The 21575-nt window shown below is 71.6% G+C and carries 17 protein-coding genes; 13 read left to right on the top strand and 4 right to left on the bottom strand.

Going from position 1 to position 21575, the window contains the following annotated elements; translation table 11 throughout:
• Positions 1-40: 40 nt before the first annotated feature.
• The 6 genes from ligA (at position 41) to gatB (ending at position 8281) form a co-directional block, all read left to right on the top strand.
• A complete protein-coding gene (gene ligA / locus J7E93_RS01155; protein ID WP_215065271.1) occupies positions 41-2221 on the top strand; it encodes an NAD-dependent DNA ligase LigA in 2181 nt (726 codons plus the stop codon).
• 238 nt (positions 2222-2459) lie between these two features.
• Positions 2460-4574 (top strand): bifunctional diguanylate cyclase/phosphodiesterase, encoded by a 2115-nt coding sequence (locus tag J7E93_RS01150; protein ID WP_215065269.1) that lies wholly within the window; start codon positions 2460-2462, stop codon positions 4572-4574.
• Between the two features lie 141 nt (positions 4575-4715).
• The gene (gatC, locus tag J7E93_RS01145) at positions 4716-5012 is read left to right on the top strand and encodes an Asp-tRNA(Asn)/Glu-tRNA(Gln) amidotransferase subunit GatC (RefSeq protein WP_015036350.1); all 297 of its coding nucleotides are present in this window, start codon (positions 4716-4718) and stop codon (positions 5010-5012) included.
• 5 nt (positions 5013-5017) lie between these two features.
• Complete coding sequence (gene gatA, locus J7E93_RS01140) at positions 5018-6514, top strand: Asp-tRNA(Asn)/Glu-tRNA(Gln) amidotransferase subunit GatA (RefSeq protein ID WP_215065266.1); 1497 nt, start codon at positions 5018-5020, stop codon at positions 6512-6514.
• Positions 6515-6519: 5 nt separating this feature from the next.
• Positions 6520-6753 (top strand): hypothetical protein, encoded by a 234-nt coding sequence (locus tag J7E93_RS01135; protein ID WP_215065332.1) that lies wholly within the window; start codon positions 6520-6522, stop codon positions 6751-6753.
• A gap of 16 nt (positions 6754-6769) precedes the next feature.
• Positions 6770-8281, top strand: a complete 1512-nt coding sequence (gene gatB / locus J7E93_RS01130; RefSeq protein ID WP_215065264.1) for an Asp-tRNA(Asn)/Glu-tRNA(Gln) amidotransferase subunit GatB — start codon at positions 6770-6772, stop codon at positions 8279-8281.
• Positions 8282-8363: 82 nt separating this feature from the next.
• On the opposite strand, the gene J7E93_RS01125 is transcribed toward gatB, so the two are convergent.
• On the bottom strand, positions 8364-10235 hold the full coding sequence (locus tag J7E93_RS01125) for a protein kinase (protein WP_215065262.1): 1872 nt from the start codon (positions 10233-10235) through the stop codon (positions 8364-8366).
• A 161-nt stretch (positions 10236-10396) separates the two neighbouring features.
• Here J7E93_RS01125 and J7E93_RS01120 point away from each other — a divergent pair, with 161 nt between their 5' ends.
• Positions 10397-10783: a DUF1304 domain-containing protein gene (locus tag J7E93_RS01120; protein WP_215065260.1), complete on the top strand. Its 387-nt coding sequence runs from the start codon at positions 10397-10399 to the stop codon at positions 10781-10783.
• A gap of 54 nt (positions 10784-10837) precedes the next feature.
• On the opposite strand, the gene J7E93_RS01115 is transcribed toward J7E93_RS01120, so the two are convergent.
• Positions 10838-11308, bottom strand: a complete 471-nt coding sequence (locus J7E93_RS01115) for a DUF4265 domain-containing protein (RefSeq protein WP_215065258.1) — start codon at positions 11306-11308, stop codon at positions 10838-10840.
• 195 nt (positions 11309-11503) lie between these two features.
• On the opposite strand from J7E93_RS01115, the gene J7E93_RS01110 reads away from it, so the two are divergent.
• From J7E93_RS01110 to J7E93_RS01100, 3 genes are all read left to right on the top strand, one after another.
• Positions 11504-13582, top strand: coding sequence for a phosphocholine-specific phospholipase C (locus J7E93_RS01110; RefSeq protein WP_374105345.1), 2079 nt, complete (start codon positions 11504-11506; stop codon positions 13580-13582).
• Between the two features lie 189 nt (positions 13583-13771).
• A complete protein-coding gene (locus J7E93_RS01105; protein ID WP_215065254.1) occupies positions 13772-16066 on the top strand; it encodes an MMPL family transporter in 2295 nt (764 codons plus the stop codon).
• On the top strand, positions 16044-16613 hold the full coding sequence (locus tag J7E93_RS01100; RefSeq protein WP_215065253.1) for a GNAT family N-acetyltransferase: 570 nt from the start codon (positions 16044-16046) through the stop codon (positions 16611-16613). Before J7E93_RS01105 ends, J7E93_RS01100 begins: the two co-directional genes overlap by 23 nt.
• Before the next feature lie 59 nt (positions 16614-16672).
• Here the strand turns inward: J7E93_RS01100 and J7E93_RS01095 are convergent, their stop codons facing one another.
• Positions 16673-17254: a hypothetical protein gene (locus J7E93_RS01095; RefSeq protein ID WP_215065251.1), complete on the bottom strand. Its 582-nt coding sequence runs from the start codon at positions 17252-17254 to the stop codon at positions 16673-16675.
• Between the two features lie 96 nt (positions 17255-17350).
• Here J7E93_RS01095 and J7E93_RS36635 point away from each other — a divergent pair, with 96 nt between their 5' ends.
• From J7E93_RS36635 to J7E93_RS01080, 3 genes are all read left to right on the top strand, one after another.
• Positions 17351-17920 (top strand): hypothetical protein, encoded by a 570-nt coding sequence (locus J7E93_RS36635; RefSeq protein ID WP_251065859.1) that lies wholly within the window; start codon positions 17351-17353, stop codon positions 17918-17920.
• Between the two features lie 135 nt (positions 17921-18055).
• Positions 18056-18250 carry a hypothetical protein gene (locus J7E93_RS01085; protein ID WP_215065249.1) on the top strand — a complete coding sequence of 65 codons (195 nt, stop codon included), beginning with the start codon at positions 18056-18058 and terminating at the stop codon, positions 18248-18250.
• A gap of 34 nt (positions 18251-18284) precedes the next feature.
• Complete coding sequence (locus tag J7E93_RS01080) at positions 18285-21326, top strand: helix-turn-helix transcriptional regulator (RefSeq protein ID WP_215065331.1); 3042 nt, start codon at positions 18285-18287, stop codon at positions 21324-21326.
• Here the strand turns inward: J7E93_RS01080 and J7E93_RS01075 are convergent.
• Positions 21323-21571 carry a DUF6191 domain-containing protein gene (locus J7E93_RS01075; RefSeq protein ID WP_215065335.1) on the bottom strand — a complete coding sequence of 83 codons (249 nt, stop codon included), beginning with the start codon at positions 21569-21571 and terminating at the stop codon, positions 21323-21325. The genes J7E93_RS01080 and J7E93_RS01075 overlap by 4 nt on opposite strands.
• Between the last annotated feature and the right edge of the window lie 4 nt (positions 21572-21575).

The following is a 21575-nucleotide window of genomic DNA, read 5'->3' as shown; positions in this document are numbered from 1 at the left end:
GTCGACGTGTTGGTCTGTAGGTAACGGGAGGACGAGAACGGTGGCAGTCGAACAGGGGGCCCTGCCCGCCGAGGCACGGGAGAAGCACGCCGAGCTGGCCGAGCGGATCGAGGAGCACCGCTTCCGGTACTACGTGAAGGACCAGCCGGTCATCAGCGACGCCGAGTTCGACACGCTCCTGCGCTCCCTTGAGGCGCTGGAGGAGGAGTACCCGGAGCTGCGCACGCCGGACTCGCCGACCCAGAAGGTCGCGGGTCAGTACGAGACCGAATTCACCTCCGTCGAGCACCGCGAGCGCATGCTCTCCCTCGACAACGCCTTCGACGACCTCGAACTGGCCGCGTGGGCGGAGCGGATCGCCCGTGACGTGGGCTCCGCCGACCATCACTTCCTGTGCGAGCTGAAGGTCGACGGCCTCGCCGTGAACCTCACGTACGAGCGCGGGCGGCTGACCCGGGCCGCCACCCGCGGCGACGGGCGGACGGGCGAGGACATCACGCCCAACGTCCGGACGATCGCGGACATCCCGGACCGGCTGCGCGGAGACCGGATCCCGGATCTGGTCGAGATCCGCGGTGAGGTCTATTTCCCGATGGAGGCCTTCGAGGGGCTCAACGCCCGCCTGGTCGAAGCCGGGGACAAGCCCTTCGCCAACCCGCGCAACGCGGCGGCCGGTTCGCTGCGCCAGAAGGACCCCAAGGTCACCGCGACCCGCCCGCTGCACATGGTGGTCCACGGCATCGGCGCCCGTGAGGGCTTCGACATCACCCGTCTCTCACAGGCGTACGACCTGCTGCGCGAGTGGGGTCTGCCGACCGCCCGGCACAACAAGGTGCTCGACTCCCTCGACGAGGTACGCGCATTCATCGCGTACTTCGGCGAGCACCGGCACTCCGTGGAGCACGAGATCGACGGGGTCGTCGTCAAGCTGGACGAGATCCCGCTCCAGGGCCGGCTCGGCTCCACCGCGCGCGCCCCGCGCTGGGCGATCGCCTGGAAGTACGCCCCGGAGGAGGTCAACACCAAGCTGGTCGACATCAAGGTCGGTGTCGGCCGGACCGGTCGTGTCACGCCGTACGCGCAGGTGGAGCCGGTCACGGTCGCGGGCTCCGAGGTCGAGTTCGCCACCCTCCACAACCAGGAGGTGGTGAAGGCCAAGGGCGTGCTGATCGGGGACACGGTCGTGCTGCGCAAGGCGGGTGACGTCATCCCGGAGATCCTCGGCCCGGTCGCCGACCTGCGGGACGGCACGGAGCGGGAGTTCGTGATGCCGGCCGAGTGTCCCGAGTGCGGGACGCCGCTCAAGGCCATGAAGGCGGGGGACATCGATCTGCGCTGCCCCAACGCGCGGACCTGCCCGGCGCAGCTGCGTGAACGTCTCTTCTACCTGGCCGGCCGCGAGAGCCTGGACATCGAGAACTTCGGTGCGGTGGCCGCGGCGGCGCTGACCCGGCCGCTCGAGCCCGCCGAGCCGCCGCTGGTCGACGAGGGCGATCTGTTCGACCTGACGATCGAGCAACTGCTGCCCATCAAGGCATACGTCCTGGACCCGGACAGCGGGCTGCCCAAGCGGGACCCGAAGACGGGCGAGGAGAAGATCGTCACCGTCTTCGCCAACCAGAAGGGCGAGCCGAAGAAGAACGCCCTGGCGATGCTGAAGAACATCGAGGACGCCAAGACGCGCCCGCTGGCCCGGTTCATCAACGGTCTGTCGATCCGTCATGTGGGGCCGGTCGCGGCCCAGGCCCTGGCCCGTGAGTTCCGCTCCCTGGAGCGGATCGAGCAGGCGAGCGAGGAGGAGCTGGCGGCCGTCGAGGGTGTCGGCGGGATCATCGCGACCGCGGTGAAGCAGTGGTTCGCCGAGGAGTGGCACCGCGAGATCGTGCGCAAGTGGCGCGAGGCCGGGGTCCGTCTGGAGGAGGAAGGCGCCGGGGAGGACCAGGGGCCACGGCCGCTGGAGGGTCTGACGGTCGTGGTGACCGGCACCCTGCAGAACTTCACCAGGGATGGCGCAAAAGAGTCGCTCCAGAGCCTCGGAGCGAAGGTGACCGGTTCCGTTTCGAAGAAGACCGACTTCGTGGTCGTCGGCGACAATCCGGGCTCCAAGTACGACAAGGCGATGCAGCTGAAGGTTCCGGTTCTGGACGAGGAAGGCTTCGCCGTACTGCTCGAACAGGGTCCGGAGGCCGCTCGGGAGGCAGCGGTTCCGGTCGCCGGATAGGAACCCCGCCCTCCGTCTGCAGGCCCTGGAACGTCACCCGTTCGGCGCATACCAGATCGTTACGGGTGGCGGGGTCGCATTCGGGCAAGAGAGGGAGAGCGCTGCCCGTCGGAGCTCTCCTCGGCCTACTGTTGTGACGTGCGTCTGTCGCGCACGGCTGCGTAGGGCCCGCCGGTCGTGGCGGCATGACAACGGCCCATCGCGTTGCAACGGCACCGCCGGCTGTGAGAGGGACGGAATGAAACCGACCGAGAGCTCCGCCCGGGTCCCACGGCCGCCCGGCCGCGCGGCCGTCGCGGGCATCACCTCCGGGCTGCCCGGAGCGATCGTCGGCCTCGCGGCCGTCGTCCTCGCCGCCGGGCTCTACCAGGCGTTGAGCACCGGCCACGGGCTCTTCCCCGGCGGCGTCGCAGGCTGGTCCCTCGCCGTCCTGACGGGACTCATCGTCGGACACCTCGTCGCGCTCGGCCGCGACCGCTGGTGGGGCGGCACCGGCTCCGGCGCCGCCCTCACCCTCGCCGTCCTGCTGCTCTACGGCTGGGTGCCCGCCGGACTCGTCTCCATGGCCGTCGTCGTGCTGGTCGGTGCGGCCCGCCGGCACCGCTGGCGACAAGGCCTGCTGCACGGCGCCGTGGACGTCCTCGGCATCGGCGCGGCCGCCCTGGTCCTGGCCCTGTTCGGAGACGTACCGACCGTGGAGCGGCCCTGGCGGCCCCCCGACTGGGGGATCGCGGACGTGCCGGAAGTGGCGCTCGCCGCGGCCGCCTATCTCGTGGTCACCCGGCTCCTGCTGTGGTACGCCCTGGCGCCCCGCGGCGGCGGACTGCCGAGCGTCGCCCGCACCGCCCTGCTCCGGCAGGGCCTCGTCGCCGTCGCCCTGCTCGGCATCGCGCCCCTCATCTGCGTCGTCGCCGTCTCCCAGCCGGCGCTGCTGCCGCTCTTCGCCGTCCCGCTCATCGCCCTGGACTCCACCCTTTGGATCGCCCGCGCCCGCGCCGAGGAGCAGCTCAAGGACCTGCTCACCGGGCTGCCGAACCGGCAGTGGCTCCTGCAGCGGGCCTGGTCGGCACTTGAGGAGGCCGAGGGGAAGGGTGCACGTTCCGCACTCGTCCTGATCGACCTCGACCGTTTCCGATCGGTCAACGACACCCTCGGTCATCTCGCCGGAGACCGCCTGCTGCTCCAGATCGCCGAGCGGCTCAAGCTCGCCGTACCGCGCGGTGCGGAGGCCGTACGGCTCGGCGGCGACGAGTTCGCCGTACTGCTGCCGACGACCGACTCCACGACCAGCGCCCAGCGGGTCGCCCGCCACCTGGTCGCCGAACTCTCCTCACCGCTCGACCTCGACGGCCTCACCCTCGTCCTGGAGGCGAGCGCCGGCGTCGCGGTCTTCCCCGACCACGCACTCGACGCCGAGGGCCTGCTGCGCCGGGCCGACGTGGCGATGTACCAGGCGAAGCGGGACCGTACGGGCGTCGAGGTGTACGAGTCCAAGCGCGACTCCAACACCCCCGACCGGCTCGGGCTCCTCGGCGACCTGCGCAGGGCGCTGGACGCCGGCGAGGTCGAACTGCACTACCAGCCCAAGGTCCGCTTCGACGGGCAGGTCGCCGGCCTGGAGGCCCTGGTGCGCTGGGTGCACCCGGAGCGCGGCCGGGTCCCTCCGGACGAGTTCATCGCGATCGCCGAGTCCTCCGGACTGATGCCGCACCTCACCGAGTACGTCCTGGAGACGGCGCTCGCGCAGGTGGCCAAGTGGCGGTCGCAGGGGTTGAACGTTCCTGTCGCGGTCAACGTCTCCCCGCGCGACGTCCACACCCCCGGCTTCGCCGGCGCGGTGGCGGCCCGCCTCGCCCGGCACGGCGTCCCGGCCGGCGCGCTGCAGCTGGAGATAACGGAACACGTGCTCCTCGAGGACCCGCAGCGGGCCGCGGACACCATGGCCGGCCTGACCGGGCACGGCGTGAAGATGTCCCTGGACGACTTCGGCACCGGCTACTCCTCCCTGGTCCACCTGCGTCGGCTCCCGGTGAGCGAGCTGAAGATCGACCGCTCCTTCGTGGCCCGGCTCGCCGTCGACGCGGAGGACGCGGAGATCGTGCGGTGCACGCTCGACCTGGCGCACTCGCTCGGCCTGCTCGTCGTCGCCGAGGGCGTCGAGGACGACGAGACCTGGGAGCGCCTGCGCGACCTCGGCTGCGACGCGGTCCAGGGCTGGCTCGTCGCCGCCGCGATGCCGCCCGCCGAGGCCACGGCCTGGCTCCTGGCCCGGGGCGAGCACGGCTGGCGCCGGCCCTCGGAGGAGGCGGCGATGATCGACCTCGACCAGCCGTCGAGCCAGGTGGCGCAGTAGTCCCGGCGGGGGCCCGCCGGGCCTCGCGCACCCCCGGGGCGGCCGTCGCACGGTCGCCCCGGGGCAAACCGTTTCACGGGTAGCGGGGCGGGCCCCATAGGATTGGGCCCAACACCATCAAACTCACCCCGTGAGGATCGCATGCCTGGCATCACGCGCGAGGAGGTCGCCCACCTCGCACGGCTGGCGCGTCTGGAGCTGAAGGGCGAAGAGCTCGATCACTTCGCCGGTCAGCTCGACGACATCATCGGCGCGGTCGCCCGCGTCTCCGAGGTCGCCGACCAAGACGTACCGCCGACCTCCCACCCGCTGCCGCTGACCAACGTCATGCGCGCGGACGAGGTCCGTCCGTCGCTCACCCCCGAGCAGGCGCTCTCCGGCGCCCCGGCCCAGGAGCAGCAGCGTTTCAAGGTGCCGCAGATCCTGGGGGAGGACTAATCACCATGACGGACACCATCATCAAGCTCACGGCCGCGGAGATCGCCGGGAAGATCGCCTCCGGCGAGCTCACCGCCGTCGAGGTCACCGAGGCCCACCTCGCCCGTATCGAAGCCGTCGACGAGAAGGTCCACGCCTTCCTCCACGTCGACCGCGAGGGCGCCCTCGCCCAGGCCCGTGCCGTGGACGAGAAGCGTGCCAAGGGCGAGAAGCTCGGCCCGCTGGCCGGGGTGCCCCTCGCGCTCAAGGACATCTTCACCACGGTCGGCATCCCGACCACCGTCGGTTCGAAGATCCTCGAAGGCTGGATCCCGCCGTACGACGCGACCCTGGTCAAGAACCTCAAGGCCGCCGACGTCGTCATCCTCGGCAAGACCAACATGGACGAGTTCGCCATGGGGTCCTCCACCGAGAACAGCGCGTACGGCCCCACGGGCAACCCCTGGGACCTGACCCGTATCCCCGGCGGCTCCGGCGGTGGCTCCTCCGCCGCCCTCGCCGCCTACGAGGCCCCCCTCGCCATCGGCACGGACACCGGCGGCTCGATCCGCCAGCCCGCCGCCGTCACCGGCACCGTCGGCGTCAAGCCGACCTACGGCGCGGTCTCCCGCTTCGGCATGGTGGCCTTCTCCTCCTCCCTCGACCAGGGCGGCCCCTGCGCCCGTACGGTCCTGGACGCGGCGCTCCTGCACGAGGCCATCGCCGGGCACGACCTGCTCGACTCGACCTCCATCGACGCCCCGGTCCCGCCGGTCGTCGAGGCGGCCCGCAACGGCTCCGTCGCCGGCATGCGCGTCGGTGTCGTCAAGCAGTTCCGCGGCGAGGGCTACCAGGCCGGTGTCGTGCAGCGCTTCGACGAGTCCGTCGAGCTGCTGAAGTCGCTGGGCGCCGAGATCGTCGAGCTGGACTGCCCGACCTTCGACCTCGCCCTTTCGGCGTACTACCTCATCGCGCCGTCCGAGTGCTCCTCCAACCTGGCCCGCTTCGACGCCATGCGCTACGGCCTGCGGGTCGGCGACGACGGCACGAAGTCCGCCGAGGAGGTCACCGCCCTCACCCGTGAGGCCGGCTTCGGCGACGAGGTCAAGCGCCGCATCATCCTCGGTACGTACGCGCTGAGCTCCGGCTACTACGACGCGTACTACGGCTCGGCCCAGAAGGTCCGCACGCTCATCACCCGCGAGTTCGAGAACGCCTTCGAGCAGGTGGACGTGATCGTCTCCCCGACGACCCCCACCACCGCCTTCCCGATCGGCGAGCGCGCCGACGACCCGATGGCGATGTACCTCGCGGACCTGTGCACGATCCCGACCAACCTGGCCGGCAACGCCGCCATGTCGCTGCCCTGCGGTCTCGCACCGGAGGACGGTCTGCCGGTCGGGCTGCAGATCATCGCCCCCGCCATGAAGGACGACCGGCTGTACAAGGTCGGCGCCGCGGTCGAGGCCGCCTTCGTGGAAAAGTGGGGACACCCGCTGCTTGAGGAGGCTCCGTCGCTGTGAGTGCCATGGCAAAGAAGGCCAAGAACTTCAAGAAGTCGAAGACCGGCGTCTATGTGTCGCTGGCCACCACCGCGTTCGGCGCGGTCAGCGTCGCCAAGCAGGCGAAGCTGGCTCGCACCGACGGCGACATGCTGCGGCTGGTCGACGCCGCCGTGTCCGCCGCCGCCATCGTTACCGGCCTGGCGATCCTCTACCGGGAGCTGAAGCGCCTGGGCGACGACGACGTCCTGCTGGGCTGAGAGGGAAAGTCTCACTGTGACCGTCACCGAATTGCTGTCGTACGACGCGGCCCTCGCGGCGTACGACCCCGTCATGGGCCTGGAGGTCCATGTCGAGCTGGGCACGAAGACGAAGATGTTCTGCGGCTGCTCCACGGAGCTGGGCGCGGACGCCAACTCGCAGACCTGCCCCACCTGTCTCGGCCTGCCCGGCTCGCTCCCGGTCGTCAACGCGATCGGCGTCGAGTCCGCCATCAAGATCGGTCTCGCGCTGAACTGCGAGATCGCCGAGTGGTGCCGCTTCGCCCGGAAGAACTACTTCTATCCGGACATGCCGAAGAACTTCCAGACCTCGCAGTACGACGAGCCGATCGCCTTCAACGGCTATCTGGACGTCCAGCTCGAGGACGGGGAGATCTTCCGCGTGGAGATCGAGCGCGCCCACATGGAGGAGGACACCGGCAAGTCGACGCACATCGGCGGCGCGACGGGCCGTATCCACGGCGCCTCGCACTCGCTGCTCGACTACAACCGGGCCGGCATCCCGCTCATCGAGATCGTCACCAAGCCCATCGAGGGCGCCGGCGAGCGTGCCCCCGAGGTCGCCAAGGCGTACGTCGCCGAGCTGCGTGAGCTGATCCGCGCCCTGGGCGTCTCCGAGGCGCGGATGGACAAGGGCCAGATGCGCTGCGACGTGAACCTGTCGCTGCGCCCGCACGGCACCAAGGTCTTCGGCACCCGCTCCGAGACGAAGAACGTCAACTCGCTCCGCTCCGTGGAGCGCGCGGCGCGCTTCGAGATCCAGCGCCACGCGGCCGTCCTCCAGTCGGGCGGCACCATCGTGCAGGAGACCCGTCACTTCCACGAGGACGACGGCTCCACCACCTCCGGCCGGATCAAGGACAACGCCGAGGACTACCGGTACTTCCCGGAGCCCGACCTCGTCCCCGTCGCCCCGTCCCGGGAGTGGGTCGAGGAGCTGCGGGCGACTCTGCCCGAGCTGCCGCGGGTGCGCCGCAACCGTCTCCGTGAGGAGTGGGGCGTCTCCGAGCACGACATGCAGTCGATCCTCAACGCGGGCGCGGTCGAGCCGATCGTCGCCACGATCGAGGCGGGCGCGGACGCCGCGTCGGCCCGCAAGTGGTGGATGGGCGAGCTGGCCCGTTCCGCCAACGAGTCGGGTGTCGCCCTGGACGAGCTCCCCATCACCCCGGCCCAGGTGGCCCGGGTCGCGGCGCTCGTCGCCTCCGGCGATCTCAACGACAAGCTGGCTCGTCAGGTCATCGAGGGCGTCCTCGCCGGTGAGGGCGGCCCCGACGAGGTCGTCGAGAAGCGCGGCCTCAAGGTCGTCTCCGACGAGGGGGCGCTCGGCACGGCGGTCGACGAGGCCATCGCCTCCAACGCCGCCATCGCCGACAAGATCCGCGGCGGCAAGGTCGCGGCGGTCGGCGCCCTGGTCGGCGCGGTCATGAAGGCGACCCGCGGCCAGGCGGACGCGGCGCGCGTGAAGGTCTTGATCCTGGAGAAGCTGGGCGTCAGCGAGGGCTGATCCCCGGCTCCGCCGGTATGTGTACGAGGGCGGCCCGCACCGGAACCACTCCGGTGCGGGCCGCCCTTCGCTTCCGCCGGGTCTACCGCTTGAGGGTCGGGACGGCGATGACCCCGTTGCCCTCGCTCGTGCAGGTCTCCTCCACCTTCAGCCGCAGCCGCAGGGCGCCCTGGATCTTCAGGGACTTGGTGATCGGCTTGCCCAGGTCCACGGTCTCGTTGAACAGGGCGGGCTGGTCGTCGACGGAGATGATGATCCGGGCGGACTCGATGTTCGATCCGTCGTCGATCCCGGCGGTGAACTCGAACCACGACCACTCGCGGTTGAGGTCGTACTCGACGTACGCGCCGTTGTAGCAGTCGCCGATCAGCGCCGCGCCGTGCTCCTTGGTGTCGATCTTCGCGGTGCCGACGCTGAAGGAATCCGGCTCGCTGACCGAAGCCAGCGTCGTCAGATCGGCGGTGGGCGAGTCCGGGACCGTGCCGGGGTCGTCGGTCGGGCTCGCCGACTCCTCCGGAGCCGTCGACTCCGTGTCCGTCGGCTCCTCGGAGGGGGCGTCCGTGGTGGGCTCTTCGGTCGGTTCCTCGGTCGCGGGAGCGGAGGACGAGGAGGCGCCGCCGCCGGGGGAGTTCGCGCCCTCGTCGTTCTTCTCGCCCCGGTCGCCGAGGAGTTGAACGCCGATCACGGCGAGGACCGCGATGAGGACCACACCACCGACCGCCGCGAGAAGCGGCCCCTTCCGCTTGCGCGGGGGCGCCGTCGGCGCGGATGCCGCCGTGCCCGGCACGATGCCGGCGGTGGGCAACTCCTGGTACGACGGGTCCGGCTGCGGCATCTCGTGCCACGCGAGCGCGGGCGCGGGAGCGGGGGCGTCCGGCGGTGGCATGACCGGCGGTCCGGGCACAGGCGGTCCGGCAACAGGCGGTCCGGCAACCGGCGGGGCCGAGGCCGGCGGGCCGGGCGGCATGGCGGGCGGCACCGAGGGCGGCGGTGCCGCAGCGGCCGCCGGGACAGCCGCGGCCGCCGGGACCGCGTCCTCGACCGTCGCCGGGCGGGAGGTCGTGGTGGACACGAGGCCGTGGCGCACGTCCTTCACCCACGCCGACAGACTCAGAGGCCGCTTCGCCGGGTCCGCCGAGGCGATGCTCAGGACGCGCGCCCGCTGTTCCTCCGGCACTCCCGCGAGCTGCGGCAGTGCACCGAGCGCGCCGGCCAGCTGCTCGGGCGCGGCCGGCGGGGACTCCCCGCTCAGCAGGAAGTACGCGATGGCACCGAAGGCGTAGCGGTCGGAGCCGGGAGTGCGCTTCCCGTCGAAGACCTCAGGGGCCGCGTAACCGGGGGTGAACCAGACCTCCGCGGTCTGGTGGTCGGCGGTCAGCTTGCTCAGCCCGAAGTCGACCAGGGTCGCCTGCCCGTGGGCGTCGACCATCACGTTGCCGGGCGACAGATCGCCGTGGACGACCATCCGCCCGGACGGCGTGGCCTTCCCCGAGTGCAGCCAGTCGAGCACGTCGGCGAGCTGTTCGAGCGTCCGCATCACCTCGCGCCGCTCGGCCGCGGTCGCGAGGGTGCGCTCGGCACGCCAGTCCCGCAGGTCGAGCCCGTCGACATGGTTCATGACGAGGACCAGGGCCCGCCCGGTGACGGTCCCGGCCGCGCCCGACGGATGGATCGGGGGCCCCTGGAAGTGCTCCCGTACGCCGACCACGCCGGGCCGGTGGACGAAGCGGAGCAGCTCCGCCTGCTCGTTCCACTTGTGGCTGATGCGCTCGAAGACCTCGGGCGTGATCGTCGTCTTCGAGTCGAGCACCTTGACGACGACCGGCTCCGTACCGCCGGCCAGCTCGATCTCCGCGAGATAGAGCACGGCCTCGCCGCCCCGCCCGATGGACCGAAGGAGGCGATAGCGGTCGGGCGCCGCGTCAGGGCCGATGTGGTGTGCCGTGCTGCTCAATGTCCCCCCAGGGCACCATGATTGACAGGGGCTCAGCTTGCCGCTCGGGGACGCTCGGGGTCAACGCGCGGGGAGCCCCGTCGGGGCTCGTGCTCCGGCGAGCGGGTGAAGGGAGCGGGCTGTCCGTTCCCGGCCCCGGTCGTGCGGGAACCATGGTGCCCATGCACGTCGTCAGCCAGGTCTTCGCCCTGATCGCCGCGGCGGTCCATGTCTCCGTCTGGCCTCTGGAGAGCTTTCTCTACGAGCGGCGCCCCTGGGTCCGGGTCTTCCTCACCGGCAGCACGGCCGACGCACCCGAGGTCAGGCTCTGGCGGTTCAACGTCGGCTTCTACAACCTGTTCCTCGCCCTGGGGATGATCGCCGGGTTCGTGGCGCTGCGCCTGGGGCACGAGACCGTCGGCCGGACCCTGATCGTCTACCTCGCCGCCTTCATGGTCGCCGGCGGCATCACTCTGGTCGTCTCCGCACCGAAACTCTGGCGCGGCGGCCTCGGCCAGGCCGTCCCCGGCGTCGTCATCCTGCTCACCGAGCTTCTCCGGAACTCCTAGGGCGTGTCCCGGCGGTCTCGCCGGGCTTCGGCCGGGTGACCCCCCGGCCCGAGGTCAGGCCGCCGCCCACTCCTCGGTGGCGCACCCCATCTCCCAGTGCCACCACCCCTCCTCCTCGCCCTGCGCGAGCAGCTCCTTGATCTCCCCGAACGGCGCGTCCGCCGGGACGTTGACCGCCAGCAGCGGGAAGTCGGCGCTGAAGGACTCGCCGCCCAGCGCGAAGGGGGTGAGGCGCTCGTGGACGGCGCGGGCGCTGGGGCCGAGGGGGCCGCTGGGGTCCGGGAGGACGCGCAGGGTGCAGTTGCCGGAGGCTGTGAGCCGTTCCGTGGCCCAGTGCGTCCCGTCGGCGGCGGTGGTGTAGCGGACGACGTCGCCTTGGGCCACGCCGTTCTGGAGGAACGGGACGTTGTCGACCCGTGCCGTGCCGGCGCCGACCGGGGTCGCCCACAACCCCTCCGTGTCCTGGGGCAGCCAGCCCTCGCGCGGCACGAAGCGGAACCAGACCTTGATGCGATCGCCATTCATCCCGACAGCATCGCGCACCGCCGCCGATGGCCGGAAAACGCTTGGATTTTCGGCCTGTCCTCTTGGACGTTCACCACCAGGACGTCACCGGGTCTTCTCGCCGTCATCCGCCCTCACTACCGTCCCGTTCGAACCACCCAATGGCTCGAAGGCGAACCATTGGCCGTCGACTGGAGGTCGGTCTTGTCACCCGAGATGTCCCGCAGAAGGCTCCTCGCCCTGGGCGGAGGCGCCCTCGGCGCCGCCGCGGCCGGCTCCCTGCTCCCGCCCTCGCTGCAGGCCGCGATGGCCGCGGGGCCTCCGCCCGGCGGGATGTCGGCGGTCAAGCACGTCGTGATCCTCATGCAGGAGAACCGGTCCTTCGACCACTACTTCGGCACCCTGCGCGGCGTCCGCGGATTCGGCGACCGCAATGCCATTGAACTCCCCTCCGGAAAGCTGGTGTTCGAACAGCCCGCCGCACTCGGCCGGACCGTGCTGCCGTTCCCGATCCGGGGCGCCGCCGAGACCCAGAAGAAGGATCTCCAGTACATCGGCGATCTCGACCACTCCTGGAGCGGCGGCGGCAAGGCGTGGCGCGGCGGCTGGATGGACGGCTGGGTTTCGGCCAAGACCGCGGCGACGATGGCGTACTACGACCGGCAGGACCTCCCCCTGCACTACGAACTCGCCGACACCTTCACCGTCTGCGACGCCTACCACTCGTCCATCCACACCTCGACGAGCCCGAACCGCAACCACCTCTGGTCCGGCTGGACCGGCTACGAGGCCGACGGCAGCCGGGCCGTCAGCAACGCCGCGTACGCCGAGGGCACGCACCCCGGCTACCCCTGGCCCACCTACGCCGAGCGCCTCGAAGCGGCCGGACGGAGCTGGAAGACGTACACCGAGTGGGAGAACTTCACCGACAACAACATCGAGTTCTTCACCACCTTCAAGAAGATCGCCCGCAAGGCGCTCGCCCCCACCGGCGGGCACACCTTCATGGAGTCCTTCTACGCCGCCGTCCGCGACACCGACGACACCGCCGAGCGGGCCCGCCTGCTCGCCGCGCTGGAGGACGGGGTGGCCGGCCTCAGCGACGCCGAGCGCTCGCTCTTCGAGCGCGGGCTGCGCCGTGTCGAGACGGGGAAGCTCGCCGACGCCTTCCGTGCCGACGTCGCCGCCGGCTCGCTGCCCGAGGTCTCGTACCTCGTCCCGTCCGCGATCGACTCCGAGCATCCCGGCTCCTCCTCGCCGATCGCCTCCGCCACCCTGGTCTACAAGGTGCTCGACGCCCTCGGCTCGCACCCCGACGTCTGGCGCCACACCGTCGTCCTGATCAACTACGACGAGAACGACGGCTTCTTCGACCATGTCCCGCCGCCCGTGCCGCCCGCCGACAACACGGACGAGCGCTGGAAGGGCCAGCCCACCGGCCTCGGCATCCGCGTCCCCCTGCTCGTCGTCTCTCCCTGGTCGGTCGGCGGCTACGTCTGCTCCGAGACCTTCGACCACACGTCCGTGATCCGTTTCCTGGAGCGCCTCACCGGCATCCAGGAGCCCAACATCACTCCATGGCGGCGAGCCGTCACCGGCGACCTCACCTCCGCCTTCGACTTCCGGCGCGCCCACCGGCAGCCCGGGGTGGAGCAGCCCGGCCCGATCCCGCCCTTCAGCGGGCGCTGGCGGCCGCAGCCGCCGCTGGTGCAGCGGATGCCGCTCCAGGAGCCGGGCAGCCGCCCCGCCCGGCCCCTGCCGTACCAGCCGGACGCCTCCGCGAAGGTCGGGTCCGGCACGGTCACGGTGGCCCTCAGCAACGTCGGCCGGGCGAGCGCGCACTTCGCCCTCTACCCGTACGCGGGCGAGTACGCCGTCCCTCAGCACCGGGACGTAAAGGGCACGGACGAATGGGCCGTACCCCTTACGGGCGATCACTACCGCTTCACGATCACCGGCCCCAACGGCTTCCGCCGCGAGTTCGAGGGCCCCGCCACGGGCGGCGCCGACGTCACCTCGCACATCGACCACCACGACCGTGACCTGCACATCACCGTCGGCAACACCTCCACGGCGCCGCTCACCTTCACCGTCCGGCCGCTCGGCTACGTCGACGAGGACGACCTGGACGGCTGGACCCGCACGGTCACCGTGAAGCCGGGCAGGAGCCGTACCGTCGTCCACTCGGCCTCCGACGCGCACGGCTGGTACGACATCGAGGTGACGGCTCCCGGCGGCTTCCGACGACGACTGATGGGCCACATCGAGAACGGCCGCGCGAGCGTCTCCGGCTGAGGACGCCACGCCGCCGCGGTGCGCGGGAGCACAGGACGAGAGGCCTGAGCTCCCGCGCACCGCTGTGAGTAACGCCACGAAAAGGGCAAAGGATCTCTTAAGGCTGCGAGAGTGGCCTCATGTAGGTCATGCGTTCTTTGCGGGCTGTTCCCGATCAAAGATCCACGAACCACCCAGGGAGCACGTCCTTTGGCAGCCATCGCACGGTGGTGCGTCACGCACCGCCTCGTCGCCGTTCTGCTCTGGCTCGTCGCCCTCGGCGGCGTCACCACGGCGGCGGCGGTCGCCGGAAGCGCGTACTCCAACGACTACGAAGCCCCTGGTACCGAGTCCGGCCGCGCCACCGCCCTCCTCGAACAGGGCTTCCCCGGAGCCGGCGGCGACAGCGACACCATCGTCTGGCACACCGACCGGGGCAGCGTCCGAGCCACCGCCGTCGAACAGTGCATGACCGAGATGCTCGACGAGGTCGCCGACCTGCCCGGCATCGCCGCGGTCGCCTCACCGTACGGAGAGAGCCCGGCCGCCCAGGCACGGATCAGCGAGGACGGCCGCACCGCCTACGCCGCCGTCAACTTCCACGAGCAGGCCGACGACCTCCCCCCGAGCCAGGCCCAGGCGCTCGTCGACACGGCCAAGGCGGCCGCCGGCGACGGCGTCCGCGTCGAGCTCGGCGGCAGCGCCATCGCCCTCACCGAGGCCTCCGGCGGTCATGTCGCCGAAGCCGTCGGCGTCGTCGTCTCGGCCGTCGTCCTCTTCCTCGCCTTCGGCTCGCTCGCCGCCTCCGTGCTCCCCATCGCCACCGCCCTCGTCAGCGTCGGCACCGCCTACTCCGGGATCGTGCTCCTCGGCCACGTCATGACGGTCGCCGACTTCGCCCCCATGCTGGGCCTGCTCATCGGCCTCGGCGTCGGCATCGACTACGCCCTGTTCATCGTCACCAGACACCGCAAGGGCCTCAAACGCGGGCTGCCCGTCCCCGAAGCCGCGCGGATCGCCGTCGCCACCACCGGCCGAGCCGTCGTCTTCGCCGGCGCGACCGTCTGCATCGCCCTCCTCGGCATGCTGATCCTGCGGCTGAGCTTCCTCAACGGCGTCGCCATCGCCGCCTCCCTCACCGTCGTCCTCACGGTCGCCGCCTCCGTCACCCTGCTGCCCGCGCTGCTCTCCCTGATCGGGATGCGGGCGCTGAGCCGGCGCGAGCGGCGGCAGCTCGCCGAACACGGTCCACAGCCCGAGCTCCCGACCGGTTTCGCCGCCCGCTGGTCCGCCTTCGTCGAGCGCCACCCCAAGCTGCTCGGCGCCGTCGCCGCCGTCGTCATGCTGGTCCTGGCCCTGCCGACGCTCTCGCTCCACCTCGGCACCTCCGACCAGGGCAACAACCCGGCCACGTCGACGACCCGACAGGCGTACGACCTGCTGGCCGACGGCTTCGGGCCGGGCGTGAACGGGCCCCTCACCCTCGTCGCCCAGATCGACGGCGCCGACGACCGGCTCGCACTCGGCGACCTGCCGGCCGAGCTGGCGAACACCCGAGGGGTCGAGTCCGTCTCCCCGGTCACGTACAACGGCTCCGGGGACACGGCCGTCCTGATCGTCGTACCGGACTCCGCGCCGCAGTCGAAGGACACCAGCGATCTCGTCGACCGGCTGCGGCAGGACGTCCTGCCGACGGCCGAGCACGGCACCTCGTTGGACGTCCACGTCGGAGGGGTCACGGCCTCCTACGACGACTTCGCCGAGATCATCGTGGGCAAGCTGCCGCTCTTCGTGGGCGTCGTCGTCGCGCTCGGCTGTCTGCTGCTCCTGCTCGCCTTCCGCTCGCTCGGCATCCCGCTGAAGGCGGCGGTCATGAACGTGGCCGCCGTCGCCTCCTCCTTCGGGATCGTGGTCGCGGTCTTCCAGTGGGGGTGGGGGAGCGAGCTGCTCGGGCTGGGCAGCGCCGGCCCGATCGAACCGTTCCTGCCGGTGATCATGGTGTCGGTGCTCTTCGGGCTCTCCATGGACTACCAGGTCTTCCTGGTCAGCCGGATGTACGAGGAGTGGCTGGAGACCGGCGACAACCGGCGGGCGGTCCGGGTCGGCCTCGCCGAGACCAGCCGTGTGATCAACTCCGCGGCGGTCATCATGATCTCCGTCTTCCTGGCCTTCGTGCTCTCCGGTGACCGGGTCGTCGCGATGTTCGGCATCGCGCTCGCCGCCGCCGTCGCCCTCGACGCCTTTGTCCTGCGGACGCTGCTCGTACCCGCCCTGATGCACATGCTCGGCGGGGCGAACTGGTGGCTGCCGCGCTGGCTCGACCGCCGACTGCCGCGGATCAGCATCGAGACCCCGGAGTGCCGTGCGGCGGCCGACGCACGCGAGGACACCCAGGACGCCGGCCGGGACGGCGAACCGGACGCCGCGCATGCGAAGATCCCTTGGCAGCGTGTGACGGTTCCAAGGGCGGAGGACGACAAGGATGTTCGCGATATCGCTGGGTGACGACGGCGCCGAGCTGAGGCCCCTGGAGCCTTCCCGCGCCGAGGAGTTCCTCGCCCACATGGACCGGGGCCGGGAGTACATCGGGCAGCACATCCTCCTGGCCGACGCCGTCCAGGACCTGGACTCCGCCCGCGCCTTCCTCCAGGCGTACGCGGAGAAGGCGGCGGCCGACACCGGCCGCATCTACGGCATCCGGACCGACGGAAAGCTCGTCGGCGGCGTGCTGTTCCGCACGATGGACGTGGCGCAGGGCACCGCGGAGGCCGGCTGCTGGCTGGAGCCGTCGGCGGTCGGCCGGGGCCTGGTGACCCGGGCCGCGCGGGTGATCATCGACTGGGCGATCGAGGAGCGCGGCATCCACCGGGTCGAGTGGCGGGTGTCCTCGAAGAACGGGGCCAGCATCGCCGTGGCGCGGCGCCTCGGGATGACGAAGGACGGCGTCCTGCGGGAGAGCTACCTCTACCGGGGTCAGCGCCAGGACGCGGAGGTGTGGTCGGTGCTCGCGCCGGAGTGGACGTCGGCGAAGGCCGGGCGGACGTCCTACTGATCGTTGCACCGTCGTCAGCTGCCGATGCCGGTCGTACGGGCGAGCAAGGGCCGGTCGGTTCAGCGCCATCCCCCGTGGCGAGGCTCCGAGAGCTCGCCGAACGGTGGGTCGTACGCCTCCCCGTCCTCGGTGGTCACCACGTAGTCGGGCTCGGTTCTTGAGGCGGCTTCCTGCAGCCGAAGGACGAGGTCGGCGACGGGCACGAGACGAAGCGACAGGGCTGCGGCCACCTGGGCACGTTCTGTGGCGATCTCCGGATTACCCCTGGCCAGAGACCGTTCGAGGTGCTGGGCAGAGAGCTGCATGACCTCCACGTCGCCGCCACCGGAGAACCTGAGGCAGTCCTGCCATTCGAGCCCGATGATGATCTCCAGCGCGTCCGCCAGGTCATCGGCGATCAGCCCACCCTCCCCCTCGGAACTCGCGAACACCACTGGCCGGCGGCCGTCCTCCTCAGCACACAGGAAGTACGCCCCACCGGCGGACTCCCCGGCGATCGGCTCCAGCGGCGCACCCGAGGCAAGCCTCAAGCCGTCGCCGTACGCCTTCCTGCCGATGTCGAAACCGAAGGGTGATCGCAGCAACCCGTGGATGTCCGGGGTGTTCTGGATCAGGGCGAGCAGACGATCACTTGAGGTCATGGCGTGGACGATAGCGAGGGGCGCTGACACACAAGGCCCAGGACCAACCGCGATCAGTTAAGGCCGTTCTCATCGGGGCCACCTAGCGTGCGCTCCATGAATCCCAAGACTGACGAGATCGACGGCACGACCGCGGGCGAGGCGGTCGGCCTGCTCGACGACGAACTCGCCGACGGAGCCGCTGTGGCCGACGGCGACGAGGCCGACGGCGACGAGGCCGACGAGGCCGACGAAACCGGCGAGGCCGACGACGAGCAGGACGCGGCAGAGGTGGCCGGGGCCGGCCCCGCCGTGGCCTCGGGTGTCGCAGCGGGCGCCGCGGCCGTCGTCTCCGCCGGCCTCGGGCTCGCGGCCCTGACCGGGACCTGGACGGGGAAGGTGGCCAGCGAGCGCGAGACGCTCATCGGGCAGATCGAGGCACAGGGCGGCACCGCTGCCCAGCAGATCTCCGAGATCTACGGTGACGCCTGGCACACCACCGCCCTGGTCAACGGCGTCTTCGCGCTCCTCGCCCTGATCACCGCCGTGGTCGTCCTCACCCGCCCGCAGCGCCCCGCCTGGGTCCGGGCCGTGGCCGTCGCCGGAGCCGTCCTCGGCGGAATCGGACTCTTCCTCTCCGTGGGGATGTACTTCGACCTGTTCCTGAGTCTGCCGACGGCGTCCTAGAACTAGGTACCCCCTCAGGACCGCCTAAGGCCCCCCGTACACCGAACATGCGGCACTCGCCCGATGTGGCCCCACCCCCTGGGCGACGAGAGTGGAGGCATCGCAAGGAGCGATACCGACACCAGGGAGAACGACATGTTCGCGTACGAACTGCACCGCCTGCACCACTCCGAGCTGCTCCGCGAGGCCGCCGCCCAGCGGCTGTCCCGCGAGGCCGCCGAGGCCGGCCGGGCCCCCAAGGGCTCGCGCCGCTTCGGCCGCCGGTCCGCAGGCCATGATTCCGAGGGACGGGTGGGGGCCGAGCGAGGCCGCTTCGCCCGGGCCGCGTGACCCCCGTACAGGCAGCACCGTGGACGCCTGTGCGATGCTCCACGACGTGGAGACCACGTCAGTCAGCCCCGTCTTCGTCGGCAGGGCCGGCGAACTCACCGCCCTCACCGACGCGCTCGCCCGCGCTCACACGGGTGAGCCGCAGGCGCTGCTCGTCGGTGGAGAGGCGGGCGTCGGAAAGACGCGCCTCATCGAGGAGTTCGTCGACGCCGCCTGCGACCGCGGCGCGTTCGTCGCCGTCGGCGGCTGCGTCGAGATCGGCGCGGACGGACTGCCCTTCGCCCCCTTCTCCACCGCCCTGCGCTCCCTGAGCCGCCGGCTCCCCGGCGAGCTCGCCGCCGCGGCCCAGGGCCAGGAGGGCGAGCTCGCCCGGCTGCTGCCCGAACTCGGCGACGTCGGCAGCCACGAACCCTCCAACGAGGACTCCACCGCCCGCCTCTTCGAGCTGACCGTACGGCTCCTGGAGCGGCTCGCCGCCGACCGTACGATCGTGCTCGTCCTGGAGGACCTGCACTGGGCCGACGCCTCCACCCGGCACCTTCTCGCCTACCTCTTCCGCACCCTGCGCCGCGGCCGGATCGTCGTCGTCGCCACCTACCGGGCCGACGACATCCACCGCCGCCATCCGCTGCGTCCGCTCCTCGCCGAACTGGACCGCCTGCGGACCATCCGGCGCATCGAGCTCTCCCGCTTCACCCGCGCCGAGGTACGCCGCCAGCTCACCGGCATCCTCGCCGCCGAACCCGACGCCGCCCTCGTCGACGAGATCTTCGACCGCTCCGACGGCAACGCCTTCTTCGTCGAGGAGCTCGTCGTCTCCCACGAGACCGGCTGCGCCCCCGGCTCCCTCAGCGACTCCCTGCGCGATCTGCTGCTCGTCCGGGTCGAGGCGCTCCCCGAGGACGCCCAGCGGGTCGCCCGAATCGTCGCCGAGGGCGGCTCCACCGTCGAGTACGCACTGCTCGCCACCGTCGCCCGGCTCTCCGAGGACGACCTCATCGAGGCGCTGCGGGCCGCCGTCGGCGCCAACATCCTGCTCGCCGTCCCGGACGGCGACGGCTACCGCTTCCGCCACTCCCTGGTCCGCGAGGCCGTCAGCGACGACCTGCTGCCCGGCGAACGCTCCCGCCTCAACCGGCGCTACGCCGAAGCCCTGGAGGCCGATCCCTCCCTCGTACGGGCCGACGAACGGGCCACCCGCCTCGCCACCTACTGGTACCACGCGCACGCCCCCGCCCAGGCGCTCCCGGCCGTCCTGCGCGCCTCCGTCGAGACCCGCAAGCGCTACGCCTACGCCGAGCAACTGCGGCTCCTCGAACGGGCCATGGAGCTGTGGGACGAGGTACCCGCGGACGTGCGCGACTCGCTGCGGCCGATGGACTACGCCGAGGCCTACCCTCCGTGCGGCTGCGACCCCGAGACCACGCCGCTGCGCTACCTCGACCTGCTGGCCGAGGCCGCCTACGCCGCCCGGCTCTGCGGCGAACGCGAACGTGCCCTGAAGATCGGCAAGATGGCGCTGCGGCTGCTCGAGAGCGAGGAGAGCGAGGACCGCGACCCGCTGCGGGCCGCCTGGTTCTGGACCGAGCGCTCCCGCATCGTCTCCAGCCTCGGCCGCTCCGACGGCTGGGCCGAGATCGCCACCGCGCAGGAACTCGTCAAGGGTCTCCCGCCGACCGGGGTGCACGCCCGGATCCTCGCCGTCGCCGCGGGGTGGGGCATGCTGCACAAGCCCGGCCCCGAGAGCCTCGCCGCCGCCGAACGGGCCGTCGAATACGCCCGACTCGTCAAGGACGAGTCCATCGAGCTCAGCGCCCGCCTCACCCTCGGCACCCTCCAGGTCTCCGCCGGCGACCGAGAGGCCGGACTCGCCACCATGCACGAGGTCCGCGACCGCACCCGCGCCCTCGGTCTCCACCACGAGTCGTCCCGTGCCCACATCAACCTCTCCCACGTCCTGGAGAACCTCGGCCGCTCCCAGGAGGCCGTCGACCTCGCCGAGGACGGCATCCGGCTCACCCGCGACCACGGACTCCTCGACAGCCAGGGCTGGGTCCGTGCCAACCAGGCCGAGTCGCAGCTCTCCCTCGGGCTCTGGGACGAGGCGCAGCGGAACTGCGAGTGGCTGGAAGTGGCCGGAGCCAGGTCCAAGCCGCGGGGCTCCGCCGCGCTGCGTCTCGCCCAACTCGCCGTCGGACGGGGCGAGCTCACCACGGCCGCCCGTCAGCTGGCCGCGGCACGCGAGCACTTCGGCGAGGCGGACCCGATGCCGCAGTACACCGTCCCGACGAGACAGGTCGAGCTGAGCATCGCCGCCGCCGCTGGACGGATCCAGGACGTACGGACCCTCTTCGCCGCCGCCGCCGAGGCCGGCTTCCCGCCCGGCACCCACCGCGACGGCTGGCCGCTGCTCCTCATCGCCGCCACCGCCGAGGCGGACGCCCTCGGCCTGCCCGCCGCCGAGGAGGGCCGCGCGGAGTCGATCGCCCTGATCCGCCGCTGTGTACGGGGACTTGCGACCCCCGCACCCGTCTGGGCGGCCTACTCCCTGCACGTCTCCGCCGAGCTGGACCGCGCCGAGGGCCGCCGACCGGTCGACCGCTGGGCCGAGACCGTCGCCGCCTACGAGCAGGCCGAGCGCCCCTACCCGTTCGCCCTCGCCCGCCACCGCCTCGCCGACGCCCTCCTGGCCGAGGGCGGCCGTCGCGACGAGGCCGCGGCGCTCCTGCGAGAGGCCCACGCCACCGCCGTCCGCCTCCGCGCGCAGCCGCTGCGCGAGGACGTCGAACTCCTGGCCGCCCGCGCCCGCCTCTCGCTGACCACCCCCGACCACGCCCCGGAACCGGAGTCCGGCGACGACGCCTTCGGCCTGACCCCCAGGGAACAGGACGTCCTGCGCCTGGTCGCCGCCGGCCGCACCAACCGTCAGATCGCCGAGGAGCTCTTCATCTCCCCGAAGACGGCGAGCGTCCACGTCTCCAACATCCTCGCCAAGCTCGGCGTCTCCGGCCGCGGCGAGGCCGCCGCACTGGCCCACCGCCTGCGCCTCCTGGACCCGACACCCCAGGACGCCTAGGAGCCGGAGAGGCCCCCGGTGCGCTCAGTGCCTGGAGTCCGTAGGTGCCAGGACCCGGAGTCCGTAGCGCCCTCGCGGTCCTCCTCGCTCGGTACGCGGATCGTCACCCGGCCCGAGGAGAGGTCTATCGGCCCCCGGGAAGGGTCCCCGTCACCGGGGTCCTCCCTGGTCAGGGCCAGCCGCCGGCGTTCGTCGTCGGTGTGCTTGCGGCCCGGTGCGAAGAGCTCTTCCGCCAGGTTGAACATGGTG

Origin of the sequence: Streptomyces sp. ISL-36 (assembly GCF_018614205.1) — a bacterium.
Lineage (GTDB): Bacteria > Actinomycetota > Actinomycetes > Streptomycetales > Streptomycetaceae > Streptomyces.
Note: the sequence above shows the minus strand (reverse complement) of the source record. Positions and strands in the feature narration are given on the sequence as shown.

Excerpts from the sequence above, each read along its gene's own strand:
- J7E93_RS01150 (WP_215065269.1), top strand. The coding sequence starts at position 2,460 with ATGAAACCGACCGAGAGCTCCGCCCGGGTCCCACGGCCGCCCGGCCGC.
- gatC (WP_015036350.1), top strand. The coding sequence starts at position 4,716 with ATGCCTGGCATCACGCGCGAGGAGGTCGCCCACCTCGCACGGCTGGCG.
- gatA (WP_215065266.1), top strand. The coding sequence starts at position 5,018 with ATGACGGACACCATCATCAAGCTCACGGCCGCGGAGATCGCCGGGAAG.
- J7E93_RS01135 (WP_215065332.1), top strand. The coding sequence starts at position 6,520 with ATGGCAAAGAAGGCCAAGAACTTCAAGAAGTCGAAGACCGGCGTCTAT.
- J7E93_RS01120 (WP_215065260.1), top strand. The coding sequence starts at position 10,397 with ATGCACGTCGTCAGCCAGGTCTTCGCCCTGATCGCCGCGGCGGTCCAT.
- J7E93_RS01115 (WP_215065258.1), bottom strand. The coding sequence starts at position 11,308 with ATGAATGGCGATCGCATCAAGGTCTGGTTCCGCTTCGTGCCGCGCGAG.
- J7E93_RS01110 (WP_374105345.1), top strand. The coding sequence starts at position 11,504 with ATGTCCCGCAGAAGGCTCCTCGCCCTGGGCGGAGGCGCCCTCGGCGCC.
- J7E93_RS01100 (WP_215065253.1), top strand. The coding sequence starts at position 16,044 with ATGTTCGCGATATCGCTGGGTGACGACGGCGCCGAGCTGAGGCCCCTG.
- J7E93_RS01095 (WP_215065251.1), bottom strand. The coding sequence starts at position 17,254 with ATGACCTCAAGTGATCGTCTGCTCGCCCTGATCCAGAACACCCCGGAC.
- J7E93_RS36635 (WP_251065859.1), top strand. The coding sequence starts at position 17,351 with ATGAATCCCAAGACTGACGAGATCGACGGCACGACCGCGGGCGAGGCG.
- J7E93_RS01085 (WP_215065249.1), top strand. The coding sequence starts at position 18,056 with ATGTTCGCGTACGAACTGCACCGCCTGCACCACTCCGAGCTGCTCCGC.
- J7E93_RS01080 (WP_215065331.1), top strand. The coding sequence starts at position 18,285 with ATGCTCCACGACGTGGAGACCACGTCAGTCAGCCCCGTCTTCGTCGGC.
- J7E93_RS01075 (WP_215065335.1), bottom strand. The coding sequence starts at position 21,571 with ATGTTCAACCTGGCGGAAGAGCTCTTCGCACCGGGCCGCAAGCACACC.